Source organism: uncultured Solobacterium sp. (genome assembly GCF_963550625.1).
Taxonomy (GTDB): Bacteria; Bacillota_I; Bacilli_A; order Erysipelotrichales; family Erysipelotrichaceae; genus Bulleidia.
Window position 1 is genome coordinate 22,018 of record NZ_CAUVCV010000010.1, and the last position, 25,227, is coordinate 47,244.

Annotated in this window: 23 protein-coding genes; 2 read left to right on the plus strand and 21 right to left on the minus strand. The window is 36.2% G+C overall.

Annotated elements, in window-relative coordinates; genetic code table 11:
- Position 1 precedes the first annotated feature (1 nt).
- The 11 genes from RYK16_RS06190 to RYK16_RS06240 form a co-directional block, all read right to left on the minus strand.
- On the minus strand, positions 2–328 hold the full coding sequence (locus RYK16_RS06190; protein ID WP_294208663.1) for a septum formation initiator family protein: 327 nt from the start codon (positions 326–328) through the stop codon (positions 2–4).
- A gap of 5 nt (positions 329–333) precedes the next feature.
- Complete coding sequence (gene rsmH, locus RYK16_RS06195; RefSeq protein ID WP_314851401.1) at positions 334–1,269, minus strand: 16S rRNA (cytosine(1402)-N(4))-methyltransferase RsmH; 936 nt, start codon at positions 1,267–1,269, stop codon at positions 334–336.
- Positions 1,266–1,733: a division/cell wall cluster transcriptional repressor MraZ gene (gene mraZ, locus RYK16_RS06200; protein ID WP_314851402.1), complete on the minus strand. Its 468-nt coding sequence runs from the start codon at positions 1,731–1,733 to the stop codon at positions 1,266–1,268. Before mraZ ends, rsmH begins: the two co-directional genes overlap by 4 nt.
- A 142-nt stretch (positions 1,734–1,875) precedes the next feature.
- A complete protein-coding gene (locus RYK16_RS06205) occupies positions 1,876–2,343 on the minus strand; it encodes a GNAT family N-acetyltransferase (protein ID WP_294208655.1) in 468 nt (155 codons plus the stop codon).
- A 21-nt stretch (positions 2,344–2,364) separates the two neighbouring features.
- A complete protein-coding gene (locus tag RYK16_RS06210) occupies positions 2,365–2,925 on the minus strand; it encodes a GNAT family protein (RefSeq protein ID WP_314851403.1) in 561 nt (186 codons plus the stop codon).
- Positions 2,926–2,935: 10 nt separating this feature from the next.
- Entirely contained in the window at positions 2,936–5,101 is a 2,166-nt protein-coding gene (gene priA / locus RYK16_RS06215) for a primosomal protein N' (protein ID WP_314851404.1), read from the minus strand.
- Between the two features lie 79 nt (positions 5,102–5,180).
- Positions 5,181–5,930 carry an ABC transporter ATP-binding protein gene (locus RYK16_RS06220; protein WP_314851405.1) on the minus strand — a complete coding sequence of 250 codons (750 nt, stop codon included), beginning with the start codon at positions 5,928–5,930 and terminating at the stop codon, positions 5,181–5,183.
- A complete protein-coding gene (locus RYK16_RS06225) occupies positions 5,918–6,703 on the minus strand; it encodes an ABC transporter ATP-binding protein (RefSeq protein ID WP_314851406.1) in 786 nt (261 codons plus the stop codon). The genes RYK16_RS06220 and RYK16_RS06225 overlap by 13 nt, the downstream gene beginning before the upstream one ends.
- Positions 6,700–8,214 carry an ABC transporter substrate-binding protein gene (locus RYK16_RS06230; RefSeq protein ID WP_314851407.1) on the minus strand — a complete coding sequence of 505 codons (1,515 nt, stop codon included), beginning with the start codon at positions 8,212–8,214 and terminating at the stop codon, positions 6,700–6,702. The genes RYK16_RS06225 and RYK16_RS06230 overlap by 4 nt, the downstream gene beginning before the upstream one ends.
- Complete coding sequence (locus tag RYK16_RS06235; RefSeq protein ID WP_314851408.1) at positions 8,198–9,013, minus strand: ABC transporter permease; 816 nt, start codon at positions 9,011–9,013, stop codon at positions 8,198–8,200. The genes RYK16_RS06230 and RYK16_RS06235 overlap by 17 nt, the downstream gene beginning before the upstream one ends.
- Positions 9,003–9,944, minus strand: coding sequence for an ABC transporter permease (locus RYK16_RS06240; RefSeq protein WP_314851409.1), 942 nt, complete (start codon positions 9,942–9,944; stop codon positions 9,003–9,005). Before RYK16_RS06240 ends, RYK16_RS06235 begins: the two co-directional genes overlap by 11 nt.
- 220 nt (positions 9,945–10,164) lie before the next feature.
- Between RYK16_RS06240 and ppc the strand changes: the two genes are divergently transcribed.
- Positions 10,165–12,861, plus strand: a complete 2,697-nt coding sequence (ppc, locus tag RYK16_RS06245) for a phosphoenolpyruvate carboxylase (protein ID WP_314851410.1) — start codon at positions 10,165–10,167, stop codon at positions 12,859–12,861.
- A gap of 9 nt (positions 12,862–12,870) precedes the next feature.
- Positions 12,871–13,389, plus strand: coding sequence for a nitroreductase family protein (locus tag RYK16_RS06250; protein ID WP_314851411.1), 519 nt, complete (start codon positions 12,871–12,873; stop codon positions 13,387–13,389).
- A 43-nt stretch (positions 13,390–13,432) separates the two neighbouring features.
- On the opposite strand, the gene RYK16_RS06255 is transcribed toward RYK16_RS06250, so the two are convergent.
- The 10 genes from RYK16_RS06255 to RYK16_RS06300 form a co-directional block, all read right to left on the minus strand.
- A complete protein-coding gene (locus RYK16_RS06255; RefSeq protein WP_294208627.1) occupies positions 13,433–13,771 on the minus strand; it encodes a hypothetical protein in 339 nt (112 codons plus the stop codon).
- Positions 13,772–13,904: 133 nt separating this feature from the next.
- Positions 13,905–15,422, minus strand: coding sequence for an ABC transporter permease/substrate-binding protein (locus RYK16_RS06260; protein WP_294208624.1), 1,518 nt, complete (start codon positions 15,420–15,422; stop codon positions 13,905–13,907).
- Entirely contained in the window at positions 15,415–16,143 is a 729-nt protein-coding gene (locus tag RYK16_RS06265; RefSeq protein WP_298664204.1) for an ABC transporter ATP-binding protein, read from the minus strand. Before RYK16_RS06265 ends, RYK16_RS06260 begins: the two co-directional genes overlap by 8 nt.
- A gap of 55 nt (positions 16,144–16,198) precedes the next feature.
- Positions 16,199–16,354: a hypothetical protein gene (locus RYK16_RS06270; protein ID WP_314851412.1), complete on the minus strand. Its 156-nt coding sequence runs from the start codon at positions 16,352–16,354 to the stop codon at positions 16,199–16,201.
- A gap of 27 nt (positions 16,355–16,381) precedes the next feature.
- On the minus strand, positions 16,382–16,990 hold the full coding sequence (locus RYK16_RS06275; protein ID WP_314851413.1) for an alcohol dehydrogenase catalytic domain-containing protein: 609 nt from the start codon (positions 16,988–16,990) through the stop codon (positions 16,382–16,384).
- Between the two features lie 138 nt (positions 16,991–17,128).
- Positions 17,129–17,575, minus strand: coding sequence for a MarR family transcriptional regulator (locus tag RYK16_RS06280; RefSeq protein ID WP_314851414.1), 447 nt, complete (start codon positions 17,573–17,575; stop codon positions 17,129–17,131).
- A gap of 145 nt (positions 17,576–17,720) precedes the next feature.
- The gene (locus RYK16_RS06285; RefSeq protein WP_294208611.1) at positions 17,721–18,794 is read right to left on the minus strand and encodes a DUF2871 domain-containing protein; all 1,074 of its coding nucleotides are present in this window, start codon (positions 18,792–18,794) and stop codon (positions 17,721–17,723) included.
- A complete protein-coding gene (locus RYK16_RS06290) occupies positions 18,781–19,368 on the minus strand; it encodes a TetR/AcrR family transcriptional regulator (RefSeq protein ID WP_314851416.1) in 588 nt (195 codons plus the stop codon). Before RYK16_RS06290 ends, RYK16_RS06285 begins: the two co-directional genes overlap by 14 nt.
- A 128-nt stretch (positions 19,369–19,496) precedes the next feature.
- Positions 19,497–22,136 carry a Cna B-type domain-containing protein gene (locus tag RYK16_RS06295; RefSeq protein WP_314851417.1) on the minus strand — a complete coding sequence of 880 codons (2,640 nt, stop codon included), beginning with the start codon at positions 22,134–22,136 and terminating at the stop codon, positions 19,497–19,499.
- A 270-nt stretch (positions 22,137–22,406) separates the two neighbouring features.
- The coding region (locus RYK16_RS06300) for a putative Ig domain-containing protein (protein WP_314851418.1) at positions 22,407–25,227 on the minus strand (2,821 nt) is incomplete at its 5' end.

The following is a 25,227-nucleotide window of genomic DNA, read 5'->3' on the forward strand; positions in this document are numbered from 1 at the left end:
TCTAATCTCCAGTTGTCTTGCTAGATCCACCTGTGATAGTGACAATATTCTCCTGTTTCTTGCTTAGACCGTTACTTGCTGCGATTTCATCAACACGGTTATTTGATCCTAAGTTCAAGATTTCTACCTTTAGTGCATCATTCTGAGTACGTAATGTTACGATATCAGCTTCCATTTGTTGTGTCTGAGCACTTAAGGCATTGTTATAAGTTCTTAAGAATATGGAACTAGCCAAATAAAGTGTAGCAGAAATCATGAACATCCATATAGAAAAATTTAAAAATGCAGTATTTTTTTTCTGTTTTTTTCTTTTAACAATCTTGGCCATATCCCTTATTCTCCTTTTTTCTCTATTACTCGTAACTTCGCACTGTGAGAGCGATGATTATCTTCTAACTCTTCATCAGTAGCTGTGATTGGCTTTTTTGTGATTAAGTTGTAATCTGCTTGTTTGATATCCGATGCTTTGATTGGAATGCGCGGGTCAATGTAAGGTGTTGATGCATATTCCTTAAATACATTCTTGACCATGCGATCTTCCAAGGAATGGAATGTGATGACTGCACATCTACCATTAGGCTTTAACAAACTAAGCGCCTCTTCCAATCCTTTTTGCAGTGCTCCAAGTTCATCATTTACTTCAATACGTAATGCTTGGAATGTTTGTTTTGCTGGGTGTCCTTTTTGACGTAACACCTTGTCTGGTAAAGCTGACTTGATAACATCCACCAATTGGAATGTTGTTTCAATTGGTTGGATAGCTCGTTGTTTTTCAATTGCTCTTGCAATTGATTTTGTAAACTTTTCTTCTCCATACTCATGTAAGATACGGCAGAGTTCTTCGAAGGAATATGTATTCACGACTTGATATGCATCCAACTGTTGTTCTTGATTCATTCGCATATCTAAACGTGCATCATATCGATAACTAAATCCTCTTGTAGGATCATCAAACTGCGGAGAGCTAACTCCTAAGTCCATCATGATTCCATCTACTTCATGAATTCCTCTTTTTGCAAGTTCTTCCTTCATGGAGCGAAAGTCGTTGTGAATCATCGTGATATAGGACAACACATCTTTCAAGTTCTCTGTAGATTCCGCAATCGCTTGACTATCTTTATCAAACGCATATAGATGACCACTCTTTAATTTGGAAATCAGATAACCGGAATGTCCTCCTCTACCTAATGTTCCATCTACGTAAATGCCATCTTCTTTTACATTGAGTGAATCCACTGTTTCTTTTAATAAGACTGATGTGTGCTTCATGCTTGTAATAGCTCCGTTAAGTCTTCTGCGAAGTCTTCTAATTCACCCATAGATTCTTCGTTGTATTGTTCAAACACTTTCTCTGGCCAAATTTCGAAGTGATCAGAAGCACCTACAATCACGCAAGATTTTTCAAATCCACGATCAGAAATCTGAAACTGTGGTAGTAAGATTCTTCCTTGGTTATCTACACCACACTCATCTGCCTTGCCTAAGATACTACGTACAAAGGCACGGGCTTTTTTATTTGTAATTGGTAACTTGTTTAGTTTTGACACCAACTCGTTCCATTCATTTTCCGCAAATGCAGCTAAGCATCCATCCATCCACTCAGTAACGTAAATCTTCGTCGTCAACTGGTCTCTGTATTTAGACGGAATAATCAGTCTGTTTTTCGAATCTAGGTTGTGTCTGTATTCACCTGTGAACATCACCATCTGAATATTCCCTCCACTTTGCTCCATTTCCTACCACTATTCTACCACTTTGTTATTATTATACAAGATAAAAAATATAAAAAAAGAAGAAAAATCTCGCTTTCCATCGGCATTTTTGATAATTTTGCCATTGCTTGATTTTTCTTCACATATTATTATTCATTAAAATTTATCGATACTTTTCTAATCTTATTAACATCTCTTCATCCGGTTCAGTAATATCTCCCTTAAATGTATAACCCATTTTCAAATAGAAAGGTGTTGCTGTTATAGAAGCCGGTATCTCGATTCTATTTGCCCGAAGGAAGTATTCGTCTTGTTCAAGCGTCTCAATAATTTTTCGACCAATTCCTTTTCCTTGGTATTCAGGAAGCACAAAAATTGTAAACAGACTGCTCTCATTCTCGCGATTCCAATAAGGACCTATTGCACCACAGCCAATTATTTTGTTTTCCTCATATGCAACATAAAAATGATTCCATTTTGCACGTTCTAAAATATTTTTTGGCTGCAATTTTTGAATGCTATTTTCAATATATTCCATTGTATAGTCTTTGATATTAACTTCTCTTAATGTTTTTGCAATCAACTTCGATACTTCTTCAGCCTCTTCAGATAGAAATTCCCTTATAATCATGACACCCTCACAAGTTCTAATTTATTTTACAAAATACTCTTCGCGGAGAATTCCCATCGTCAGAACATCAAAATATTGACCGCGATGATAGGAAGCAGCTCTTCTTCTGCCCTCTAACACAAAGCCAACCTTCTCATACATCTTGATTGCATTTTCATTGTATGAGAATACATTCAACTCCACTTTATGTGCATTTAATTCTTCAAAACAGATACGAATTGCTTTACGCATCGCCTCAGTACCATAACCCTTACCTTGATGTTCAGGTCCTACTAGGATACCGATTGTCGCAATCATCTCTGGCATTGATAGATTGAATGCAGTAATATGACCTACTACTTCTCCCTGTTTATTCTCTATTGTTAAACCAAAGCCGGTTCTTGCCTGGTTGGATGACCAGTTATGAAATAGCGAAGAATTCTCTTCCGTAAAAGTAGGAACGATTCTTGAGCGATTACCCAACAACATTGTTTCTTCATTCCACCACTTTGCTAGAATTGCTTCATCCTCTGCTGTTGTACCTCTAAGTGTAATCTTTTCACCACACAATAGTTCATTGCGATATTCTAATAAGTCTTTCATATAAACTCCTTTAATCTAAATACATTGGATTAATATCTATCCGTAATCCAGTCACATCAATTTTTGTCGTAGATAAAAACTTTGCGACAGCTTGTCTCATCGCATCTAAGTCTTTACCCTTTAGTAAGATTCGATAGCGATATAAATCTTGTATCTTTAATAACGAAATAATACCGATTATCTTAAAGTCACCAATGATTTCGTTCTTGATTGCCATTGCTTGTTTCATTACCACATCATCTTTGCGACCTTGAATTGTTAAGGCAATCAAGTATGTATATGGTGGATATTGCCCTGCATGACGAAACTTCATCTCACTTCTAAAGAAAGCTTCATAGTCTTGTCTTGCAGCACATTGCACTGCATAGTGACTTGGATCAAATACTTGATATACCACTTCACCAGCCGTTTCTGCTCTACCACTTCTTCCACTCGCCTGCATCAACAAATCAAAGGTCATCTCACAACTACGGAAGTCTGTTCGCTGTAAACCCTCATCTCCATTGATCACACCAACTAGTGTAACATGTGGGTAGTCTAAACCCTTCGCTATCATCTGCGTACCTAATAAGATATCTGCTTCATGATTGCCAAATGCTTGTAATATCTTTTGATGTGCATTCTTTCTACCCGTTGTATCCGCGTCCATGCGTAGTACCTTAGCGTTAGGAAATAATGCATGTACCTCTGCTTCTAATTTTTCCGTACCGAAGCCCATTGTGGTAAAGCCAGTACGGTTATGACAATGTGGGCACTCTTTTGGTACAGCTATCTCTGTTCCGCAAGTATGACACTTTAAACGATTCACATCACGATGATAACTCATTGCCAAATCACAATGCGGACATTTCACAACTTCTTGACAAGACTTACAACGTAATTGTGTTACATACCCACGGCGATTTAAAAGTAGAATACTTTGCTCATGTTTATTTAATCTCTCTTGTATCTTATTTTGTAAATCATCCGTGATGATATAGTGTCCATTTTTCTTGATGTTATCTTTAATCGAGACAATCTGGATATTTGGTAGACTCTGATTAATGCGTTCATTCATTTTGACCAAGTGATATACATTCTTTAACGCACGTGCGTAGCTTTCTAACGAGGGAGTTGCTGAGCCAAGTATCACTTTGCAACGGTGATAATGTCCTCTCCAAATAGCGACATCACGACAATGATATGCTGGTTGGTTATCTTGTTTATAGGAGTTATCATGTTCCTCATCCATCACAATCAAACCTAGATTCTGGAATGGTAAAAACACTGCACTTCTAGTACCAACAACAATTGATGCTCTACCAGTCTTCACCTTGCGGTATTGCTCATATTTTTCTTGGTCGCTTAGGCCACTATGATAGATTGCTAATGCATGGCCAAAGCGAGAAGAGACACGAGCAATCATCTGTGGTGTCAAACTAATTTCAGGCACTAAAATAAGTACTTGCTTATGTTTTGCAAGTGCCTGTGCAGCTAGTTGTAAATATACCTCTGTTTTACCAGATCCAGTAATACCATGTAAAAGATATACTTCATCAAGACTGCTGTTAATCTCATCCATTGCAGATTGTTGTAATGATGTTAACTGCAATGCAGATTCAATATTGACATTCACATCATCTATAACTTCTTTTTCTTTCTCTTCTAAAAGAATTGCATTTTTCTCAATTAACGCACGTGCATGTCCTGGAAAATTCTTACGTAATTCTGTATATGTTAATGGTTGATGATCACGTGCGTAAAGATAGGCTTCTAATTGCTTTGGAGTTAAATTCACTTCTTTATCTGTGAGTTTCACCCACTTCTCTTTCACAATTGTCTTGTCATTTGTTGAAGGTTTTAACTTCGAGGGTAACATCGTCTGAAAACAAGAGATTGTTGTCGATAACGTCGTTTCCTTTAACCACATTGCTAAATCATGCAATTCATCTGTAATCAGACTTTCTTGATCTTTTACATCTTGAATATAGCGCAACTTAAAACCAAGCCGTGTTTCAATCTCATCCTTAGTTTCATTTGTATCTTGGATACTCTCTACAAATCCAACGACACTACGATTTAAGAGTGGAATCGTTACACGACTACCGACTTCGATATCTTCATCGTTATATAAGTATGTAAAAGTCTGGTCCAACCTACGAACAGGATGTTCTAACCAACATTGCACGATTTTCATAGTTTCTCCATTTTCTTACTCTATTCTACTATAAAAAGAAAATTCCACGCCAAAAGATTTCATACAAAAACAGCAGAGCCTATTCTGCTGTTTCTAACTTTAGTATATGTCGTAATAGTTCTTTTGTATAAGGATGTTGAGGTTTTTGCATCACATCCTTCGTTTTACCCTCTTCTACAACTTTACCATCCTTCATAATTATCACACGATCACAAAGGTTACTAACTAAAGGTAAATCATGAGATACAAAGATGGCAGAGATATGATGCTGATGACATAGATGTTTTAATAGGCTACAAATCTTCTCTTGTGTGATAACATCTAGTGCACTTGTAATTTCATCACACAACAACACTTTTGGATCACATGCAAGTGCACGTGCTATCGCTGCACGTTGACACTCCCCACCAGACATCTCATGTGGATACTTATTTGCAAAAGATATATCTAATCCAACTTCCTGTAATAAGAAACGATTCTCTAATGCATTTGGATTTAAATGCTTACGCACTTCATTTAAACTTTGTTCAATTGTATACTGCTTATCAAAAGAAGCTCTTGCATCTTGAAATATCATCTGTAAATCACGAAAGCGACTTCGATCTTTTGAATCAAGTAATTTGCCAAATAACATTACTTTTCCTTCATCTGGCTTAATAATCCCAGATAACAGTCGCAAAATAGTACTTTTTCCACTACCACTTTCACCAATGATACCGAAAATCTCACCTTCATCAAGATGAAGAGAAACATGATCAACCGCTAAGAACTGTTGTTTTTTATCACGAAAGCTTTTGACGACATTCTCTACTTGTATTAATCGTTCCATAAACCCTCCGTCTTTGGTAAAGCAGCCAGTAATTGTTTTGTATATGCATGCATAGGACTTTCAATTAAAGTCTTTGTGTCTTGTACTTCTACAATGCATCCTTGATGCATTACCGCAATACGATCACATAACTGTGCAGCTAGTGCAATGTTATGTGTAATCACCACCATGGTCATACCCTTTTCTTCTTTGAGTTTCTTTAGTTGTAGCACCATTTCATATGCACTCTTTACATCTAATGCACTGGTGGGCTCATCACAAAGTAGTAAAGATGGATTATTCATTAACGCAAGTGATACTGCTACACGCTGTGCCATACCAATGGACAATTCAAATGGATAACTATGAAATATACGTTCAGGGTTCTTTAACTTAAACTGCTCAAATAAAAGATATGCTTTCTGACGAGTTTCCTCTTGCGTCAATCTACCTTTTGTTGTTTCGTAAAACTGACTAGATATCTTTCTTGTAGGAACAAGTGTAAAGTTACTATTTTGAAAGATAGTTGCTATTTCATCTTGAAATAACCTACGATACTCTTTTTTGTTTAAAGTGAGCAGATTTTGATTCGAATACAAAATTTCTCCTGATGTAATTTCTAGATTTGGTTCTAATTGCAGAACACAATTTAATAAACTTGTTTTTCCACTACCACTTTGTCCAACAATACCGATAACTTCTGCTGGATAAACTGTAAGTGAAACATCATGCAATACTTCTGTATCACCATATCCAGCGGTCACATTTTTTATTTCTAAAATTGCTTGGCTCATGATTGAAGTTCTAAATCGACTGTAATTTGATAGTAGTCTGTAACATGAGGAACAAAGTTCTTTAATTCTTTTCTTGTTGCGAAAATCAAGTTATTAAATCCAATACAAGTAATGCTGTAACTTGCTAGTAACATTTCTTCAATCTGCTTTACGATTTCTTTACGTTCCTTTGTATCATAAGAATCATTCAACTGTTTTAATAGTACCTGCATAGCATGGTTATCATATCCAGAGTAGTTTACAGTTCCACCTTCTGATAGTAATGCATTGAGGTAATATGCAGGATCTCCTGTAGGCATTGTAACCATCGAGTAGAATCCTAAGTCATATTCTTTATTTGCTAGATACTTAGTACCTTCATGTAGTTGTAATTCAGATTGAATACCAATCTTCTTCAGTGCTGACTGCAATTCCGTTGCAATCACTTCTTGGGATAGACGTTTATAATATGCGATTGTAAGAGAAATATTTTGACCATCCTTTTCGACATAGCCATCACCATCTGTATCCACATAACCAGCAGACTCTAGGATTTGTTTCGCTTCTGCTTCGTTATAAGAGGTTACGTTAGAACTTGGTAATGCATACCCAGAATCGTTGGTAAATGGACTATCTGTCGCCGTCATTGTGCCATCTAATAAGTATTTTGCGATAGCCTCTTTATCAATTGCTTTTGCAATTGCTTTACGAAGTGATATATCAGAGAGTGTTTCTGTATTCATATACAGAGAATATACACGACTAGATGGAATTGTATGAATATCAAATTCATCACTATCTTGTAGTTGCTTGATTCCCTCTGGATTCATCTCTGTATATGCGTCTAATTCATGATTCTTGAGCGCTAGAATTGCAGTTTCTTTCTCAAGCATCTTCGTAACTGTAATCTCCTCTAATTTTGGAGTACCATTCCAGTAGTTTGTATTTGGTTCTAATACAATTTCTTGATCAGCAGTAAATGTCTTAACCTTATAAGGACCTGTACCAATCGGCATTGTAGCTTTATCTTCCTTAGAAGATAGATTTAACATCGCAAACATTGGATCACTTAAATCAGAGAGTAACGTTGCTCTTGAATCGACAGTCTTAATTGTGATTGTGTAACCATCAATTTCATATTCTGCACCCTGCAAGAAAGCAGCTCTTGCATTTTCTTGTGCGATATGATGAAGATTATCTACTACACTTTTTGCATCCATTGTTGTGCCATCAGAGAATTTAATATTTTCACGTAGTGTTAACTTCCATGTTTTAGCATCAATATTTTCTGCATTTGATACAAGCCATGGTTTAATCTGCATATCATCTTCCACTTTAAATAATGTTTCACCAATTCCATAACGAACGGTAAACCATCCATTCCACTCTAAAGCAGAATCTAAAGATGCAGTAAACTGTTCTGTACCAATGCGGATGGTACGATTCACTGTTTCATCTGTTTTTAGTGTTGGTGTACATGCGGACATTGCTAATGTCGCAGTTATAAATATTGTTTTAATCAATCGTTTCATTTTGTTTCCCCTCCTGATAACTAACAGTCTTTGCAAATTGGTTTATTAAAAATACAGTGACGAAGATAAATAAACAAGGAAATAATGAAATCCATGGTGCGGATGTTAAATATTGTCTTCCTTCACTAATCATAGAACCCCATTCTGGAGTTGGTACTTTTACACCGATTCCTAAAAAGCTAAGACCTGCTAGCGACAATAACATATTCGCAAAATTTAATGTGAGTGTCACGATTAGTAAGTTACGAATATTTGGCAGGATATGTTTTAGTAATATTTCGATATCACTTAACCCCGCAAACCTTGCAGCAGTCACATATAACTCAGACTTCTCTTTTAAAGTTGCTGATCTTGCCAAACGAGCAAATAACATCCAATCACTAATTGCTAATGCTATCATCGCATTGTGCAGCCCACCGCCTAATATTCCTGCAATTGCGATAGCAATTAACATCTGTGGAAATGCCAAGAATAGATCACAGATAGCCATCAGTACTTCATCCAAAAGGCCACCCGTATAACCACTTACCATACCGACAAAGATACCAAATCCTCCAGCCACAAGCACTATCACGATTGTTGAAAGAATACTAATATTGGCAGCTGCGATTGTACGTACAAATACATCTCTACCAAAAGCATCTGTTCCAAAGAAGTGATGCATACTAGGTGCTTGTAAACGAATTGCTAAATTTGATTCTGAAATTACCTTCGATAAGCTTATTTCTATTAAAACACTACATAGTAGTAATCCTGCAAGCATGATAATAATCAACCATTGTTTACGATTAAGCTTCATGACTATCACCACCTAAGCGTATCCGTGCATCAAAGATTCCATAGAATAAATCTGCCACTAAATTGATAACAACATATGCTAATACAAGCCAAACTACAACGCCTTGAATTACTGGAATATCTTTACTAATCACTGCATCCACCAAGAGCTTTCCAAGACCTGGCCAGTTGAAGATTGTTTCAATTAAGGCAACACCACTCAAAAGACTTCCAAAAGAAACTGCCGTTAACGTAATGACTTCAACCATCGCATTTCGTAAAACAGTGTGAAATAGGATTGAAAATGTACCAATCCCTCTTGCACGTAAACCTTTCATATAATCTTTCTCTAGTTCACGACTTGCAATCTTTTGAATCTGCTTAATGTATCGAAACGACATACCGAGCATGATGGTTAAACTAGGCATGATAACACCTGTACCATCTTTTGGTAGAACGCTAAAGATATGGAATACAGAAGTAAATAAATACAATAGTAATAAACCAATCATAAATGTTGGAATAGATATTCCTACTTGCGTAATTGCATCCACTAATTTTGTAAGGAATGATTTCTTACGATATGCACAATAGATACCAAGTGGAATTGAAACAATCAGGGTTAAGACCATACTATTAACTGCAATCGAGATTGTATATGGAGCAGCTTTCATCATCTTTTCTGATACAGGACGACTATCCTGATAAGAAGTACCTAAGTCTCCTTTTAAGAAAGAAATCCACCAGTTTGTATATTGCGTAAAGAAAGGCTCATCCAAGTGATGTTCATGGCGAAACTGTTCCACCATCTCTTCTGTTGCCGGAGCTCCCGCTTGGTGGAAATGCATGTGTGCTGGATCACTTGGCGAAAGATAAATTAAACTGAATGTAATTAACGTAACTCCTATGACAATAGGAATTGTACGTAATAAACGTTTTATAAAATATTTCATTGTAAATTCCTTTGCATAGTTGAATAAATCTTCAATTAATATCTACAGAAACAAAATACATTAGCTCTATCGCTAATGTATCACTTTTGACTGTATTTTAGCCACCTTGATGTGGTTTTATGCACAACAAATGGTATTGGAAATCACTGCTTTCGTCAAGTCATATCACCATTCTATAGGAATAATGCTATAATTCTATCGTTATGAAGGAGGTATCATCATGTTACCGAAGTTAGAAAACAGTAATAATATCGCTGCCATTGAAGAAGAAATTCAAATACTCAAGAATCTTTTGAATACCGCAACGCAAAATATGATTCCTTCTGATAAATTCCATCTGATTGATAAACTCTCAACCTTATCCGCAAATCATGAATATGATAAATTAACAGATTTAATCACTTCATTATCAAATGAAGACTTAGATATCATATCTAGATATTTCTCTGTTTTACCTTTATTAATCAATATTACAGAAGATGTAGACCTGGCATATCAAGTTAACTTACAAAATAATATTGACCAAGATTACCTAGGTAAAATTTCTACGCAAATGAATATTATCTCTAAGAGTGAAAACGCAAAGGAAATCTTAGAGAACTTGAATGTAGTACCAGTACTCACTGCACACCCTACACAAGTACAGCGTAAATCGATGTTGGATTTAACAAATAAAATCCATCATCTATTACGTAAAGATCGTGACTGTAAAGAAGGTTCTATCAATAAGCGTAAGTGGAACGATAACCTTCACCGTTTAATTGAATTAATCATGGAAACGGATATGATTCGTGAAAAGAAGTTAAAAGTTAAGAATGAAATTCGTAATGTGACTGACTATTACAATACTTCTTTGATTCCAGCGATTACATCTCTGACTGCTCAATATCGCAAGGAAGCTATAAAACACGGTATCAATGTAAGTGCTGCTACTCCTATTACAATGGGTATGTGGATTGGTGGTGACCGTGATGGCAATCCATTCGTAACTGCAGAAACGCTAGAAATCTCTGCTACAACACAAGCAGAAGTAATCCTTAATTATTACATTCATAAGATTGAAGAAATGTATTTCTACTATGCAGTATCATCCAGTATCTCACACGTCTCTTCAGAGGTTGAAAAGATGGCTGCCCTTTCGAGTGATACATCTGTATATCGTGAGAAAGAACCATATCGTAAAGCTTTCCACTATATTCTAGAAAGATTACAAAACACTTATAGCAACTTTACACAAAATACAAATCATGAAGTTTGTTATGAAACAGTTGAACAATTCCAAAACGATTTACTTACAATTAAAAAATCTCTCATCGAAAATGATGATTCAATTTTAACGACAGGCAGCTTCAGTGAAGTATTACAAGCTACAGAAATCTTTGGCTTCTATCTTGCAAGTATTGATATGCGTCAAGACTCTAGCATTCTAGAGGCTTGTGTTGCTGAACTATTGAAATCCGCAAATATCGAACAAGACTATAGCAGTCTTGACGAAGAGAAGAAATGTGCCTTGCTTTTAGATCTTTTAACAAATGATCCACGTATCTTGTCCGCAACACACGCACCAAAATCAGAACTATTATCCAAGGAACTTGCAATCTTCAAAACCGCAAGAGAACTCAAGGATCGCATGGGTGAAAATGTGATTCGTCAACATATCATCTCCCACTCTGAAAGTATCTCTGATATGTTCGAATTAGCAATCCTTCTCAAAGAAGTTGGCTTACTAGATAGTGAGCATAGTCGTATGCAGATTGTTCCACTCTTTGAAACTATCGAAGACTTACAGAACGCAAACGAAATCATGCGTACATACTTAAACATTCCTCTTGTTAGAAAGTGGTTAAACGACCAAAAATTTTATCAAGAGATTATGCTTGGCTACTCTGATTCCAATAAGGATGGAGGATATCTATCTTCAGGTTGGCATTTATATAAAGCACAACGTGAACTTTCAGCTATCGGCGATGAATGTGGTGTGAAGATTACATTCTTCCACGGTCGTGGTGGAACAGTTGGCCGTGGTGGAGGACCATCCTATGATGCAATTACTTCTCAACCATTTGGTTCAATCAAAGACCGTATCCGTCTAACTGAACAAGGAGAAGTTATCGGTAACAAGTATGGCAATCGAGATTCAGCTTACTACAATCTAGAAATGTTAATTTCCTCTACTTTAAACCGCATGGTTAACCCAATGGTGTTAAGTAAAGAAACATTGCGTGAATACTACACAATCATGGATCCAATTGTAGAAAACTCAAATGCAATCTATCGTGATTTAGTATTCAATGACCCACACTTCTACCAATACTTCTTTGCGGCAAGTCCAATCAAAGAAATATCTAGTTTAAATATTGGTTCTCGACCAGCAGCACGTAAGACAATTACAGATATCAATGGCTTACGCGCAATCCCATGGGTATTCTCTTGGTCGCAGAATCGTATTATGTTACCAGGATGGTATGGCATTGGTTCAGCAATGCAACAATACATTGATCAAAATCCAGAACAAAACTTAGCACAATTACAACAAATGTATCAAACGTGGCCATTTTTTAAATCATTATTAGAGAATGCCGACATGGTACTTTCCAAGTCCAATATGGATATTGCAAAACGATACAGTAACCTTTGTGAAGATAAAGAAACACGCTCAGTATTTGATCGTATTGAAAGTGAATGGCAACTTACAAAGAAAGTCTTACTACAGATTGAAAAGCACACCGAGCTTATTCAAGATCTACCTGCATTAAGAGGAAGCTTAGACTATCGTCTTCCTTACTTCGATATCTTAAACTATATTCAAATTGAGTTAATTAAGCGTATCCGCCAAGGCCAATATACAGAAGAACTTGAAAAGACAATTCACGTTACGATTAACGGTATCGCAACTGGATTAAGAAACTCTGGATAAGGAGGAAGCATGAACTTTACTACATTAGCGAAAGCACGTTATTCTTGCCGTAAGATTTCTTCTAGACCTATCGAATCTGAGAAGTTAGAAGCTATTAAACAAGCAGCGATTGCAGCACCTACAGCACATAACTTCCAGCCTTTAAAAGTCTGGTTAATTCAATCACAAGAAGCGCTAGAGAAAATCAAATCCGTAACACAACAAAAATTTCTTCATACATCCCCTGCTTGCTTCATCGTAGGTAGTGATGCAAACCAAGGCTGGGTACGTGAAGCTGATTCTATGAACTTTGCGGATGTAGACGCAAGTATTGTCGCAACACACATCATGCTTGCAATCCAAGATCAAGGTCTTGCCTCTACTTGGATTGGAAACTTCCAACCAGAAAAGATTAAAGAAGTATTCCCAATGATGGAATCCTATAACTTAATTGCTATCTTCCCAGTTGTATATCCAGAAGAAGACGCAAAACCTTCTCACCTACACACAACACGTAAAAGTGAGGATGAGTTCATCGAAACCCTTTAGCAAAAAAGAGAGACAATCTCTCTTTTTTAGTATGCATTTTATTTTATCCAACTTCCGTCATCACTTTACCTATATAGTAAACACCGTAAATAAACCCGCTTATAAACAATAGCCGAATAAATGAGCTACCTGCCAAATATAAATACTTGCGTTTCTCTAGCGTATCAAATGGCATACATAGAATCATTGCAAATATTTTTAATATAAAACTAATCGCAAGAATATAAACTCCACAGAAAACGATAATACCCCATAGGAATAAGCCAATCCCTACTTTCATAGATGCAAGCACAAAACCAATCACAAAACAAATCGCCAGAAATATATCGATTCCAATCGATATCCTAACCAACCATTTAATCATCTGTATTTTATTATCCATACACTCTCCTATCTAGATTTTCAATAATTCATACTAGATAAGTACATTCCTTACTATAATCTAATATATCACATTAAAATCATATCATTCACAATGAAAATAGATGTAGCCTCAATATAGCCACATCTATTTATTACTTCAATAAACCTTGTGATTGCAAGAATTCTTTTGCGACTGTCTCTGCAGCTTCTCCCTCAATTCCTACTCGATAATTCATTTCACTCATTTGACTTTCTGTGATTTTTCCAGCAAGTACATTTAAAATCTGTTCTAGCTCAGGATATTTATCTAACAGTTCCTGCTTCATAAGTGGAGCCCCTTGGTATGGTGGGAAGAGATGTTTATCATCTTCTAGTATTTGTAGCTGATAACGCTGTATCTCAGGATCTGTAGAATAAACTTCCGTCAATTGAATATCACCCGATTGAATTGCACTATATCGTAGTGCAGGCTCCATTGTTGCAACATTTAAAGATAATCCATAGAGTGCTTGTAGTCCTCGATTACCATCTTCACGATCATTAAACTCTAACGTAAATCCTGCTTTCACAAAATCCGCAACACGTTTTAAATCTGAAATTGTATTGAGATGATACTCTTCTGCAATCACTTTTGGTACAGCAAGTGCATATGTATTTTGATATGCCATTGGTTTTAATAATACCAGGTTATCCTGTTTTTTAATTCCATCACGCGCAGCTTCATAGACTTCATTAGGATTATTACTTACAGTTGGTTTGTCCTGTAATAGACTTTCGGTAATAGTCCCTGTAAACTCAGGATAAATATCAATATCACCTTTTTTCAAAGCCTGATAAAGGAAATCTGTCTTACCAAAATTGGGTTTTACTTCAACTGTAATATCTGTATTCGCTTCAATTAACAGTTTATACATATTCATGAGTATCTCAGGTTCAGGACCCATCTTTCCTGCAATTATAAGATGTTTATTGGTTTTATTTTGTAATTGTGAAGGAATATAAGAACCTCCTAATCCAAGTAATAGGCATAAAAATGCAATCATGCTGGTACGTAACTTTGCCTTTTCTAACCATTTTAATAGTCCATTAAATAGAATTGCTAAAAATGCGGAGGATATTGCACCTATAAGAATTAAATTCACATTTCTACGATCAATCCCTAGTAAGATAAAGGTTCCTAGTCCACCAGCACCAACGAGTGCTGCAAGGGTAGCTGTTCCAATAATCAAAACTGTAGCAGTACGAATACCAGACACAATTACCGGCATAGCTAGAGGCAATTCAAACTTCTTAAGACGTTCTAACTTGCTCATACCAAATGCAATTCCCGCTTCCTCTAGACTTGGGTCAATTCCATTTAGCGCTGTAATTGTATTCTCTAGAATCGGAAAGATTGCATAGATAACGAGTGCAGTTAAGGCTGGTAATGTACCAATCCCCATAAAAGGAATAAATAATCCCAATAACGCCATAGATGGTATTGTTTGGAAAATTCCTGCGATATTTAAGACGACTCCAGCAATACGCTTACGGCTGCTTAAAATAATTGCGAGTGGAACTGCAATTAATATCGCAATTAATAAACTTAGTAAAGATAATTGAACATGTTGTCCTAATGCAATCAACCATTCAGCAAATCTTGCTTGAAAAGTACTTAATAAATCATGCATGACTTACACCTCCAAATAAATTAGAAACAAACTCATTTGCAGGATTTTTCAGAATATTCTCTGGTTGGTCTACTTGGCATATCTCTCCATTCTGTAATACTGCAATACGGTCACCCAATAACAATGCCTCATCCGTATCATGTGTCACAAAGATTGTTGTCATTCCAAATTCTTTATGCAGTTTTTTTGTTAACATTTGCAGTTGTTTACGAGAAATTGCATCTAAAGCTGAGAAAGGTTCATCCATCAACAATATTTTTGGTTGACCTATCATTGCACGTACAATTCCAATACGCTGCTGCTCACCACCAGATAATTCACTTGGCATACGATGCATATATTCCTGCGCATTCAAACCAACTTTATCTAGTAGTTCAACCGTACGTTGCGTAATCTCTGCTTTACCCCATCCTTTCATTTCTGGAATTAAAGAGATATTTTCTAAAACCGTCAAATTAGGAAATAGTGCAATCTGCTGTAAAACATATCCAGTAGAAAGTCGTAACTCCCGTAAGTCATAATCCTTGATTCTCTTAGCATCCATATAGATGTTGCCATCAGATGGTTCCAATAATCGATTTATCATCTTTAGCATAGTTGTTTTTCCTGAGCCAGAAGGTCCTACAAGTATCATAAATTCACCATCTAAGATTTTTAAATTTACATTTTTTAATACTGTATTCTCCTGGTAGTTCAAAACAACATTTTTATATTCAATCATATTACTACCCTATTTTTACAATAACCTTTCCAAACGAATGACTGCTTTCTAAATACTAATGCGCCTCTTGAATTTGTTCAATTTTAAAGATCTTTTCTGGACGTACATTAACATTGTATTTCTCAACAAAGTCGATCAAATCTTGTAATTTATTTGTAGTAACATTTCCAGAATAGAATGTTGTGAGATAAACATTGTTATGCAATTCCATAATCGGATCGAAATCTTTTAAAGTCCATTATCCACCTAGTTGTCCACAAGAACAAATAATCCCGTCTTCTGCTAAGTGAGATATAGAATCTTTCATAACACTTGGCCCAACCAAGTCCAGAATCTTTGTAAAAGTTTGATTCGTATGAAGTATTCCGTCATTCTCTAAAATAACTTCACTAAATCCTCTTCCTAACAATTCTTGTTTTTTTGATAAATTTCTTGTAGTTCCAACCAAATATATATTTGGAAACTCACCTTTTATCAGTTTCGTAAAAGCTGCCCCTACACCACTTGTTGCAGCTCTTACAAGAATTCTATCATTGCAATGAATCTTTAGATTTTTGTATGCACCAAAGACTGTATAGTAAGTCTCAGGCAATGCAATTAAACTATCCAAATCCAACCTCTTTGTTATAACCGGATAAATTTGATGATTTGGTATCAATGTATATTCTGCATATCCACCATCAAAATCACGCCCTATTTCACCCATAATAGAAATCATTTGCTGCCCAACATTTAGATTTTCTGCTGTTGTCTCTTCGATAATTCCAACACATTCAATCCCCAAAATACGAGGAAATTTAACACTAGGAGATAATCCTTTACGAGTAAATATTTCACTATGATTCATTCCAAAACCTTGAATCTATATCAAAGACCATCCATCTTTGAGTTTAGGCTTTGGAAATTCAAGTAATTCTAAAACTTCAGGCCCACCAGCTCTTGAAACTCTTACACACTTCATATCTGATTTTCACTTTCTGTTTAACTAACGTTTATCAAATGAAACCAAGTTATCAAGAATACGTTCTTGAAACTTTTCGAATTGCTTGATCTCCTCATTTTGAAATCCTTCATAGAAAATATCTGCTAGTTTCTTACTCACACGATCACCAATTTCTTTCTGAGACCAACCAAGTTGCGTTAAAATAATATATTTCTTACGTTTGTCCTTCGTACAGTGTTCACAGCTAACCAATCCCTGCTGGATGAGTTTTTCTATCATGCTCGTAAGCGTATTATTTGCAAGTCCAGTTTTGATTGCGATATCTGTGGAAGTTGCACGCCCATCTACACTACCCCATAAAACCGTAAGAATTTTACCTTGTTCACTACGATATAAAACGCCTTCTTCTTCATTTAATAATTTTTGAAATATACGACCATTCAATAAGCGTATATGCATTGTTAAAAAACCACCTCTACGTTTATCCATATTACAACTCCTCATTTATTTCTATATGGAAATAATATACATAAATATTCTATCCGTCAATTATTTCGATATAGAAATAATTATAAATAGAAAAGACCATGTATTCTGGATTTTTGTCCAAAACAATACATCGTCTTTTTATTTCTTAGTTACTTTTATTAGAAATTGTTTCTCTTTGATAAATCTTGGCAAGTGTCCACACAAGCCCAATGGACAATAGTATATGTCCTAATCCACTCATCCCAGCCATTGCATGCATATTAATCGTAGTCTCACCCATACCTACCACTTCATATACACCAATAACAAACATCGTTACAATTGTAAATACTAATCCTGCTTCCAGAATATGAATTGGCTTCTTTAGACTATGTATTTGTTCAAGATTCATATTTGCAGTTAATAGATATAATAAGATCATTACTACAAAACCTAGAATCAATAAATGACCATGCATCTTACCTAAGTGATTTGCTTCCGTAAAATGATAGAACTTTGTAAATTCACGATAGAATACACCAACAAATAAACCCATAATCATATTTGTAAATGCCAATCCTAATAAATTAATACGTTCGAAACTTGGAATATAGTACTTATAACCTAATACAACAATCATTAAATACGCAACTGTCTTAGGCATCATTAACGCTCCAACGATTGGGAAAGTATTACTCCACAATACAACTGGAATATAGAATACAAAGCTAAGAAGAATCAATAACCACATGTGCTTAAGGCCTGCCTTATCTCTTTGCTGGTATGACCAATAAATCAGTAATCCTCCCATAATCGCAAAAGGAATATTACGATAGATTCCAAACATATAGTTTCCCTCTGCAGTACCCCACGCATTCATCGGTAAAAGTACTAATATGATACGAAGAAATGCCAATACATGAACTTCACTTAACTTCTTATTATCTTTATCACCGCTTTGACGACGATAGAAATAATAATAAAGAATATAGAAGATAGTCATTGTAATGCTAGTAACAAACTGTCCCCAAGATAAGGCAGCTGTATGTCCTGCAAATCCTAAAGGACTCAAATGAGATATGATTCTTGGTAATAAATGGAAAGCATCTCCTACGCCAAGTAAGATTGCCATAATACCAAATAACTTCGCACCTTTAACTTTTTCTAATAATAGTCGTACACCTAATCCAATTACGACCGCTAAATATGTAACATCAAACAAACTTTCAACCATTACCATTGTTATCTACCCCTTTCATAACCCAATATATATGTAATTTAAACTTCTTTAGAAACTCTTGTTTTGACCAATTCTCTTGGAAATTACGTTTAATCAACGCATGAATAACACCTTGTAGATAGAACATCTTTTCAAGTTCTATAGAATTATTGTCTTTCACTTGCGTAAATATTTGTGTTTGGTCTTGATGGTTCTTCTTCCATTTTTGATTTAGAGAATCATTCCAATAAAGATAACGATTCCTATAAATTGCATATGTATCTTTTTGAAAAAGAATCTTAGATAACTGTTCACCATACTCTAGTAAAGTTGCTTCTAAATTCCCTTTCTTCTTATGAAGAATATGCATAAATAACATATGAATATCAGTCACTTCAGAATCCAAAACTGTAAAATATGCATCTTCAAGATCTTCAAAGTATTGATAAAAACTTCCTCTAGCAATATCTAATTCTTCAACAATTTCTTTAACTGTTACTTCTTGAAATGGTTTTTCTTGAAATAGACGCTTCAAGATTGTTAATACTTTTCCCTTTTTATCTTCTTTTAAATGATGATATGTATCTTTAGCCAATCCACTCACCTCCACAAAAATGACGTTATGTCACAATACCATTATAAATGACATAGTGTCATTTTACAAAGGGAATGCTCATATAAAAAGCAGCTATCAATTCACGATAGCTGCCTCTTTAAAATTATTTATTTACTTAAATTCAACTTCTTTTTAGCTGCATATGCTGCAACTAATAATGACATCACAAGAATTGATGCATTGAGAGGAAGATTGCTTGAATCACCTGTTTTAACGCTTGGTGTAGATGGAGTAGGTTCTTTCTTATTTGTAATTTCCATCTTACCATTTGCGTCAATCAATCCATAAGTAACTTGATACTTCACACCATCAATTGTGATGATATTTGCTGTTTCACCAACTTCACGTACTTCATAAGCGTTATCAATTGTCTTACCAGCATCTCTTACTACAAGCTTTGTATATGTTGTTGTCCAGTTGTTTGCAGCATTTAAGATGACTGGAGCACCTTCTGCTACACCATCCTTATATAACTGTACTTCAACTTGACTAGCGATACCGCCAACCCACTTCTTTGTAACTTCAATGTTTCTATACTGAACTTCTTCATTACTAATTTCTTGATCATATGCACCAGAAGCATTTTTAGTAGCTTTATAGTTAACTCTAATTGTCTGAGTTCCAAATGTAGCTGTTGCTTCATTTGTTACCCAGTTTCCGTCTGTATCCATTTCTCTTGTAAAGTAGATATTTGGATTTGTTGTATCCTGTGCATCGTTTACCATATCGTACTTGAGTAGGTCTACAAACTTGAACTTCCAGTCGTTTGCATTACTCAAAGCAACCTGGTCAATCTGCGCATATGTATTAGCACCAGAAGTCATTAATTTGTCAACCTTTGCCTGGAAGATTTCGCTTTCACTCATACTTATTGTATCAAGTGCACTTCCATCCGCATTTGTTAATGTAACTGCATCAAAGTTAGCTTGTGTAATTCTAAAGAGTCCAACTGTAATAGATGTTACATGATTTGTATTTGTATCTTCCCACTTCTTGGAAACTGTTAGTTCTACCTTATCGTAATTAACTGGATCTGTACCGAATGCTACTGAACCATTCGAACCAATACCACCACCACGAGGTGCAGAGTTACCCGTAACGATAACTTCAGCTGCATTTCTAGCTGCAGCCTTACCTTCATCAGATACAATTGCTTTTAATGCAATCTTTTCTGTGATTCCATCAAGAGTTCCTCTATCCACAACAGGACTTACTGTACTTGGATATCTAGGACTACCATCTGAATTTCCTAAATAAGCTTCATCAATCTTACCATCTTCATACCAGTGTACTAACCAGTTATCAAGACCGTTGTTAGAAAGAATTAAAGTCTGTGTTGCTGGGTCTTGCTTATTGATAGAAGCCACATCATCACCAGCTGCTGATGTGTCATTATTAGCAGCACCTGTACCAGCTACGTTATCAAAGAAAGATGCACCATTTGTAACAGCTGTTGTAGCACTACCAGTAGGACATAACCACATACCACCACCAAGTTTAGTAGCTGTATTTCCAGTAACAAGTGTCTTACCCATATGTAATACATACGGAACAGATGCTACATATATACCACCACCTTGCTTGCCAGCAGTATTGTTAGTAAACTGACCGCCATTTACATAAACTTCTTTGGAAGCTACATATAGTCCGCCACCAACTCCATTCTCGGCATTCGGGTCTGTAATCTGACTTGTAACAGCTGTCATAGTAGCCTCATTGCCTGTGATTAGACCACCATTGATTGTTGCGGCAGCTGGGAAGAATCCTCTCCAACGAGCTTCGCCAAATCTCTTACCATCAGCTGAAGTAAGATAGTCGACTACACCAATACCGCCACCGAAAGGAGCCTTATTACCACTGATGGTTCCACCATCCATTGTTAATATACCTGTACCATTCACCGCGATACCACCACCTAAAACAGCTGCTATATTGTTAGAGATAGTACCACCCTTGAGGTTCAGGGTACCTGTTGAATAGTAGTGTGCTGAATTGCTGAAGTTATTCTGCATTGTGTAGTTTGTACTATATGTTCCAACTAGTATTCCACCATATTCTGCAGTATTACCTGTAATAGTACCACCTGTCATCTCCATAGTAGAGCTTCCCTTGATACCTTCAACTCCAACAGCTGAGTTTAGGCCACTACTTCCAGAATGTTCTAATGTATTGTTTGAGATATCTCCTCCATTCATGAAGAAGGAAGCACCCTCTGTAATTTTAACAACATTCGTAAACTGGTTACTCATGTAGTTATCATGAATTGATCCACCATTCATTGTAAGTACTGCATTTGGTCCTTTAGCCGTTACGATACCTACCATTGCACTGTTTGATCTTACATTCTTAATTTCACCACCGTTAATAGTTAATTTACCCTGGTTGTTAATAACAGAACTCTTGTAGTTGGTGTCCTTTGCATCACCATCAAGAATAATATCTTCCCAAGTAAGACTTGCACCTTCTTTAATGTCAAATGCAATTGCAGTGCTAGTTCTTGTAAGAGTAACACCACCCTTTAAAGTGATATCCTTTCCTGCAGGAACTGTTACTGTAGCAGTTAATTGCATATCTGCAGTTAAAACAATTTCTGTAGGTTCCGTAGCATCATTAATTGCTTGTTGAAGCTCGGCAATCGTACTTGCATTTACTGTCGCCGCATGTGCATCCAATTTAAAAATTGGAAACATAGAAAGCGAAATCATAAATGCTAGTAAAATTGAAAATAACGATTTCTTTCTAAACATTTTTAAAACCAACCTTTCCCCTCAAATACCTATGAAATGCTCTAGCTATACTGTAAAATAAATAGAAGAAAACACCCTTTTCATCATATATAAATACAAAAATAACTTTTTCATTTCTATTCCTTAATATCATATAATATCTAGATAAGATTAACAATTTCTTAAGATAAATTTTTTAAGAATTTATTAACCATTCTTATTCTTTTGTATATTTTATCAACAATTTAAAAAGAGTACTCACATCATGAGTACTCTTTAAGCTTTTTTCAATTACTTCGTAGCATGTTCTCTTTCTCTAATGAAGTCAAGTACCAATAACAATGTTCCAAAGAATGTCATTGAAGCTGCGTGTCCAAATAGATTTGTCGCATCACTTGTCTGTGGTGTCTTTTGAACTGTTGAAGAACCTCCACCTACACTTGGAGTGCTTGGTGTACTTGGTTGTGGAGTTGAAGTAGGTTTAGAGTTTGCATCCTTAGGATCTGTACCATTTGCTACTTCCTCTACATCTGTGTATCCATCGTTATCATCATCTGGATCAGTAACGTCTGGATCGTCATCTCCATCTGTGTCTCTTTGTACTGTAATTTCGATTGTCTTAGTAATTGTGCTTCCATCTGGATTTGTTACCACAACTGGAATCTCATATACACGAGTTTCTTCCGTTGGAGTCCAATCTGTTACATCAGGTGTTCCACTGATTGTCTTAGTGGTTGGATCATAAGTTACACCATTTGGTAGCTTACTTGTATCTACAGTTACTACAGAAGCTGGATCACCAGGAGTAATCACAATGTTCGTAATTGGATTATCGTCAATCACTGTCTGTGTTGGATTTGAGATTGTTGGTTGTGGAACTGGAGTGATTACAGCAGCAGGTCTTGAATTAGGATTCTTTGGATCTGAGCCAGCATTCTGCTCGTCTGTATCAGAAATTCCATCTCCATCATCATCTGGATCTGTAACATCTGGTATACCATCACCGTCTGTATCACGCTGTACTGTAATTTCAATCTTCTTTGTTACTGTAGTGCCATCTGGATTTGTCACTACTACAGGGATCTCGAACTTACGATTTTCTTCTGTTGTACCCCAATCCGTCACATCAGGTGTTCCACTAATCGTCTTAGTAGTTGGATCATAAGTTACACCATTTGGTAACTTTGTTGTATCAACTGTAATAGTTGATGCAGGATCTCCAGGAGTAATTACAATATTCGTAATTGGTTTTTCATCAATCACTGTCTGTGTTGGATTTGTGATTGTTGGTTGTGGTGTTGGAGGTGTTGTTGGCTTAGAGTTAGGATCCTTTGGATCTGTACCCTTTGCTACTTCCTCTGCATCTGTGTATCCATCACCATCATCATCTGGATCTGTAACATCTGGATCTCCATCATGATCTGTATCTCTTTGTACTGTAATCTTGAACGTGCTTGTTGTTGGATTTCCAGCAGTATCTGTCGCTGTTACAGTAACTGTAATCTCACGAGTTTCTTCTGTTGGTGTCCAGTCAGTGATTGCTGGTATTCCTGTAATCTTCTTTGTAGTTGGATTGTAAGTTACACCATTTGGTAGATTGCTTACTGTTACTGTTGTATTTGGATTATCAACTGTAACTGTAATCTCACTAATTGGATTACCCTCTACGACTGTCTGATCAGGGATAGGTGTGATAGAAGTTGTTGGCTTAGAAGCCGGGTCCTTAGGATCTGTTCCTCTAGCTACTTCTTCTGTATCTGGATATCCATCTCCATCGTCATCTGTATCTGTAACGTCTGGTGTACCATCACCATCTGTATCACGTTGTACTGTAATTTCAACAATCTTTGTAACCTTTGAACCATCTGGATTTGTTACTACTACAGGGATTTCAAACTTACGTGTTTCTTCACCTGTACCCCAATCTGTAATTGTAGGTGTTCCACTGATTGTGAATGCATTTGGATCATATGTAACTCCATTTGGTAATTTTGTTGTGTCAACTGTAACTGTTGAATCGATATTTCCAGTTCCAATCAGAATTGGAGAAATTGGAGTCTTATCAACTACTGTTTGTGTTTGATTTGAAATACTTACAGGTTCAACAGGTGTAATGATAGCTGCAGGTCTTGAGTTGGAATTCTTAGGATCGGAACCCTTCGCATTCTCCTCTACATCTGTGTATCCATCGTTATCGTCATCTGGATCTGTAACGTCTGGATTACCATCTCCATCTGTATCTCTTTGTACTGTAATTTCAATCGTCTTCGTTACTGTTGTACCATCTGGATTTGTTACAACAACCGGAATCTCATATACACGAGTTTCTTCCGTTGGAGTCCAATCTGTTACATCAGGTGTTCCACTGATTGTCTTAGTGGTTGGATCATAAGTTACACCATTTGGTAGCTTACTTGTATCTACAGTTACTACAGAAGCTGGATCACCAGGAGTAATCACAATGTTCGTAATTGGATTATCGTCAATCACTGTCTGTGTTGGATTTGAGATAGTTGGCTGTGGTGTTGGAGGTGTCGTTGGCTTAGAGTTTGGATCCTTTGGATCTGTACCCTTCGCATTTTCCTCTACATCTGTGTATCCATCGTTATCATCATCTGGATCAGTTACGTCTGGATCTCCATCTCCATCTGTATCTCTTTGTACTGTAATCTCTACAATCTTTGTCACCTTTGAACCATCTGGATTTGTTACAACAACCGGAATCTCAAACTTACGTGATTCCTCTGTTGTCCCCCAATCTGTTACATTAGGTGTTCCACTAATTGTCTTCGTTGTTGGATCATACGTTACACCGTTAGGTAACTTGTTAGTATCGACCGTAACAGCAGATGCTGGGTTACCTGGATTAATCACAACACTTGTAATTGGTTTCTTATCAACTACTGTCTGTGTTGGGTTTGAGATTGTTGGTTGTGGAACCGGAGTAATAATCACTGCAGGTCTTGAGTTAGGATCCTTTGGATTAGAACCTGCAGCCTGCTCATCCGTGTCAGCTACTCCATCACCATCATCGTCCAAGTCAGTAATATCAGGATTTCCATCATGATCTGTATCTCTTTGTACTGTAATCTTGAACGTGCTTGTTGTTGGA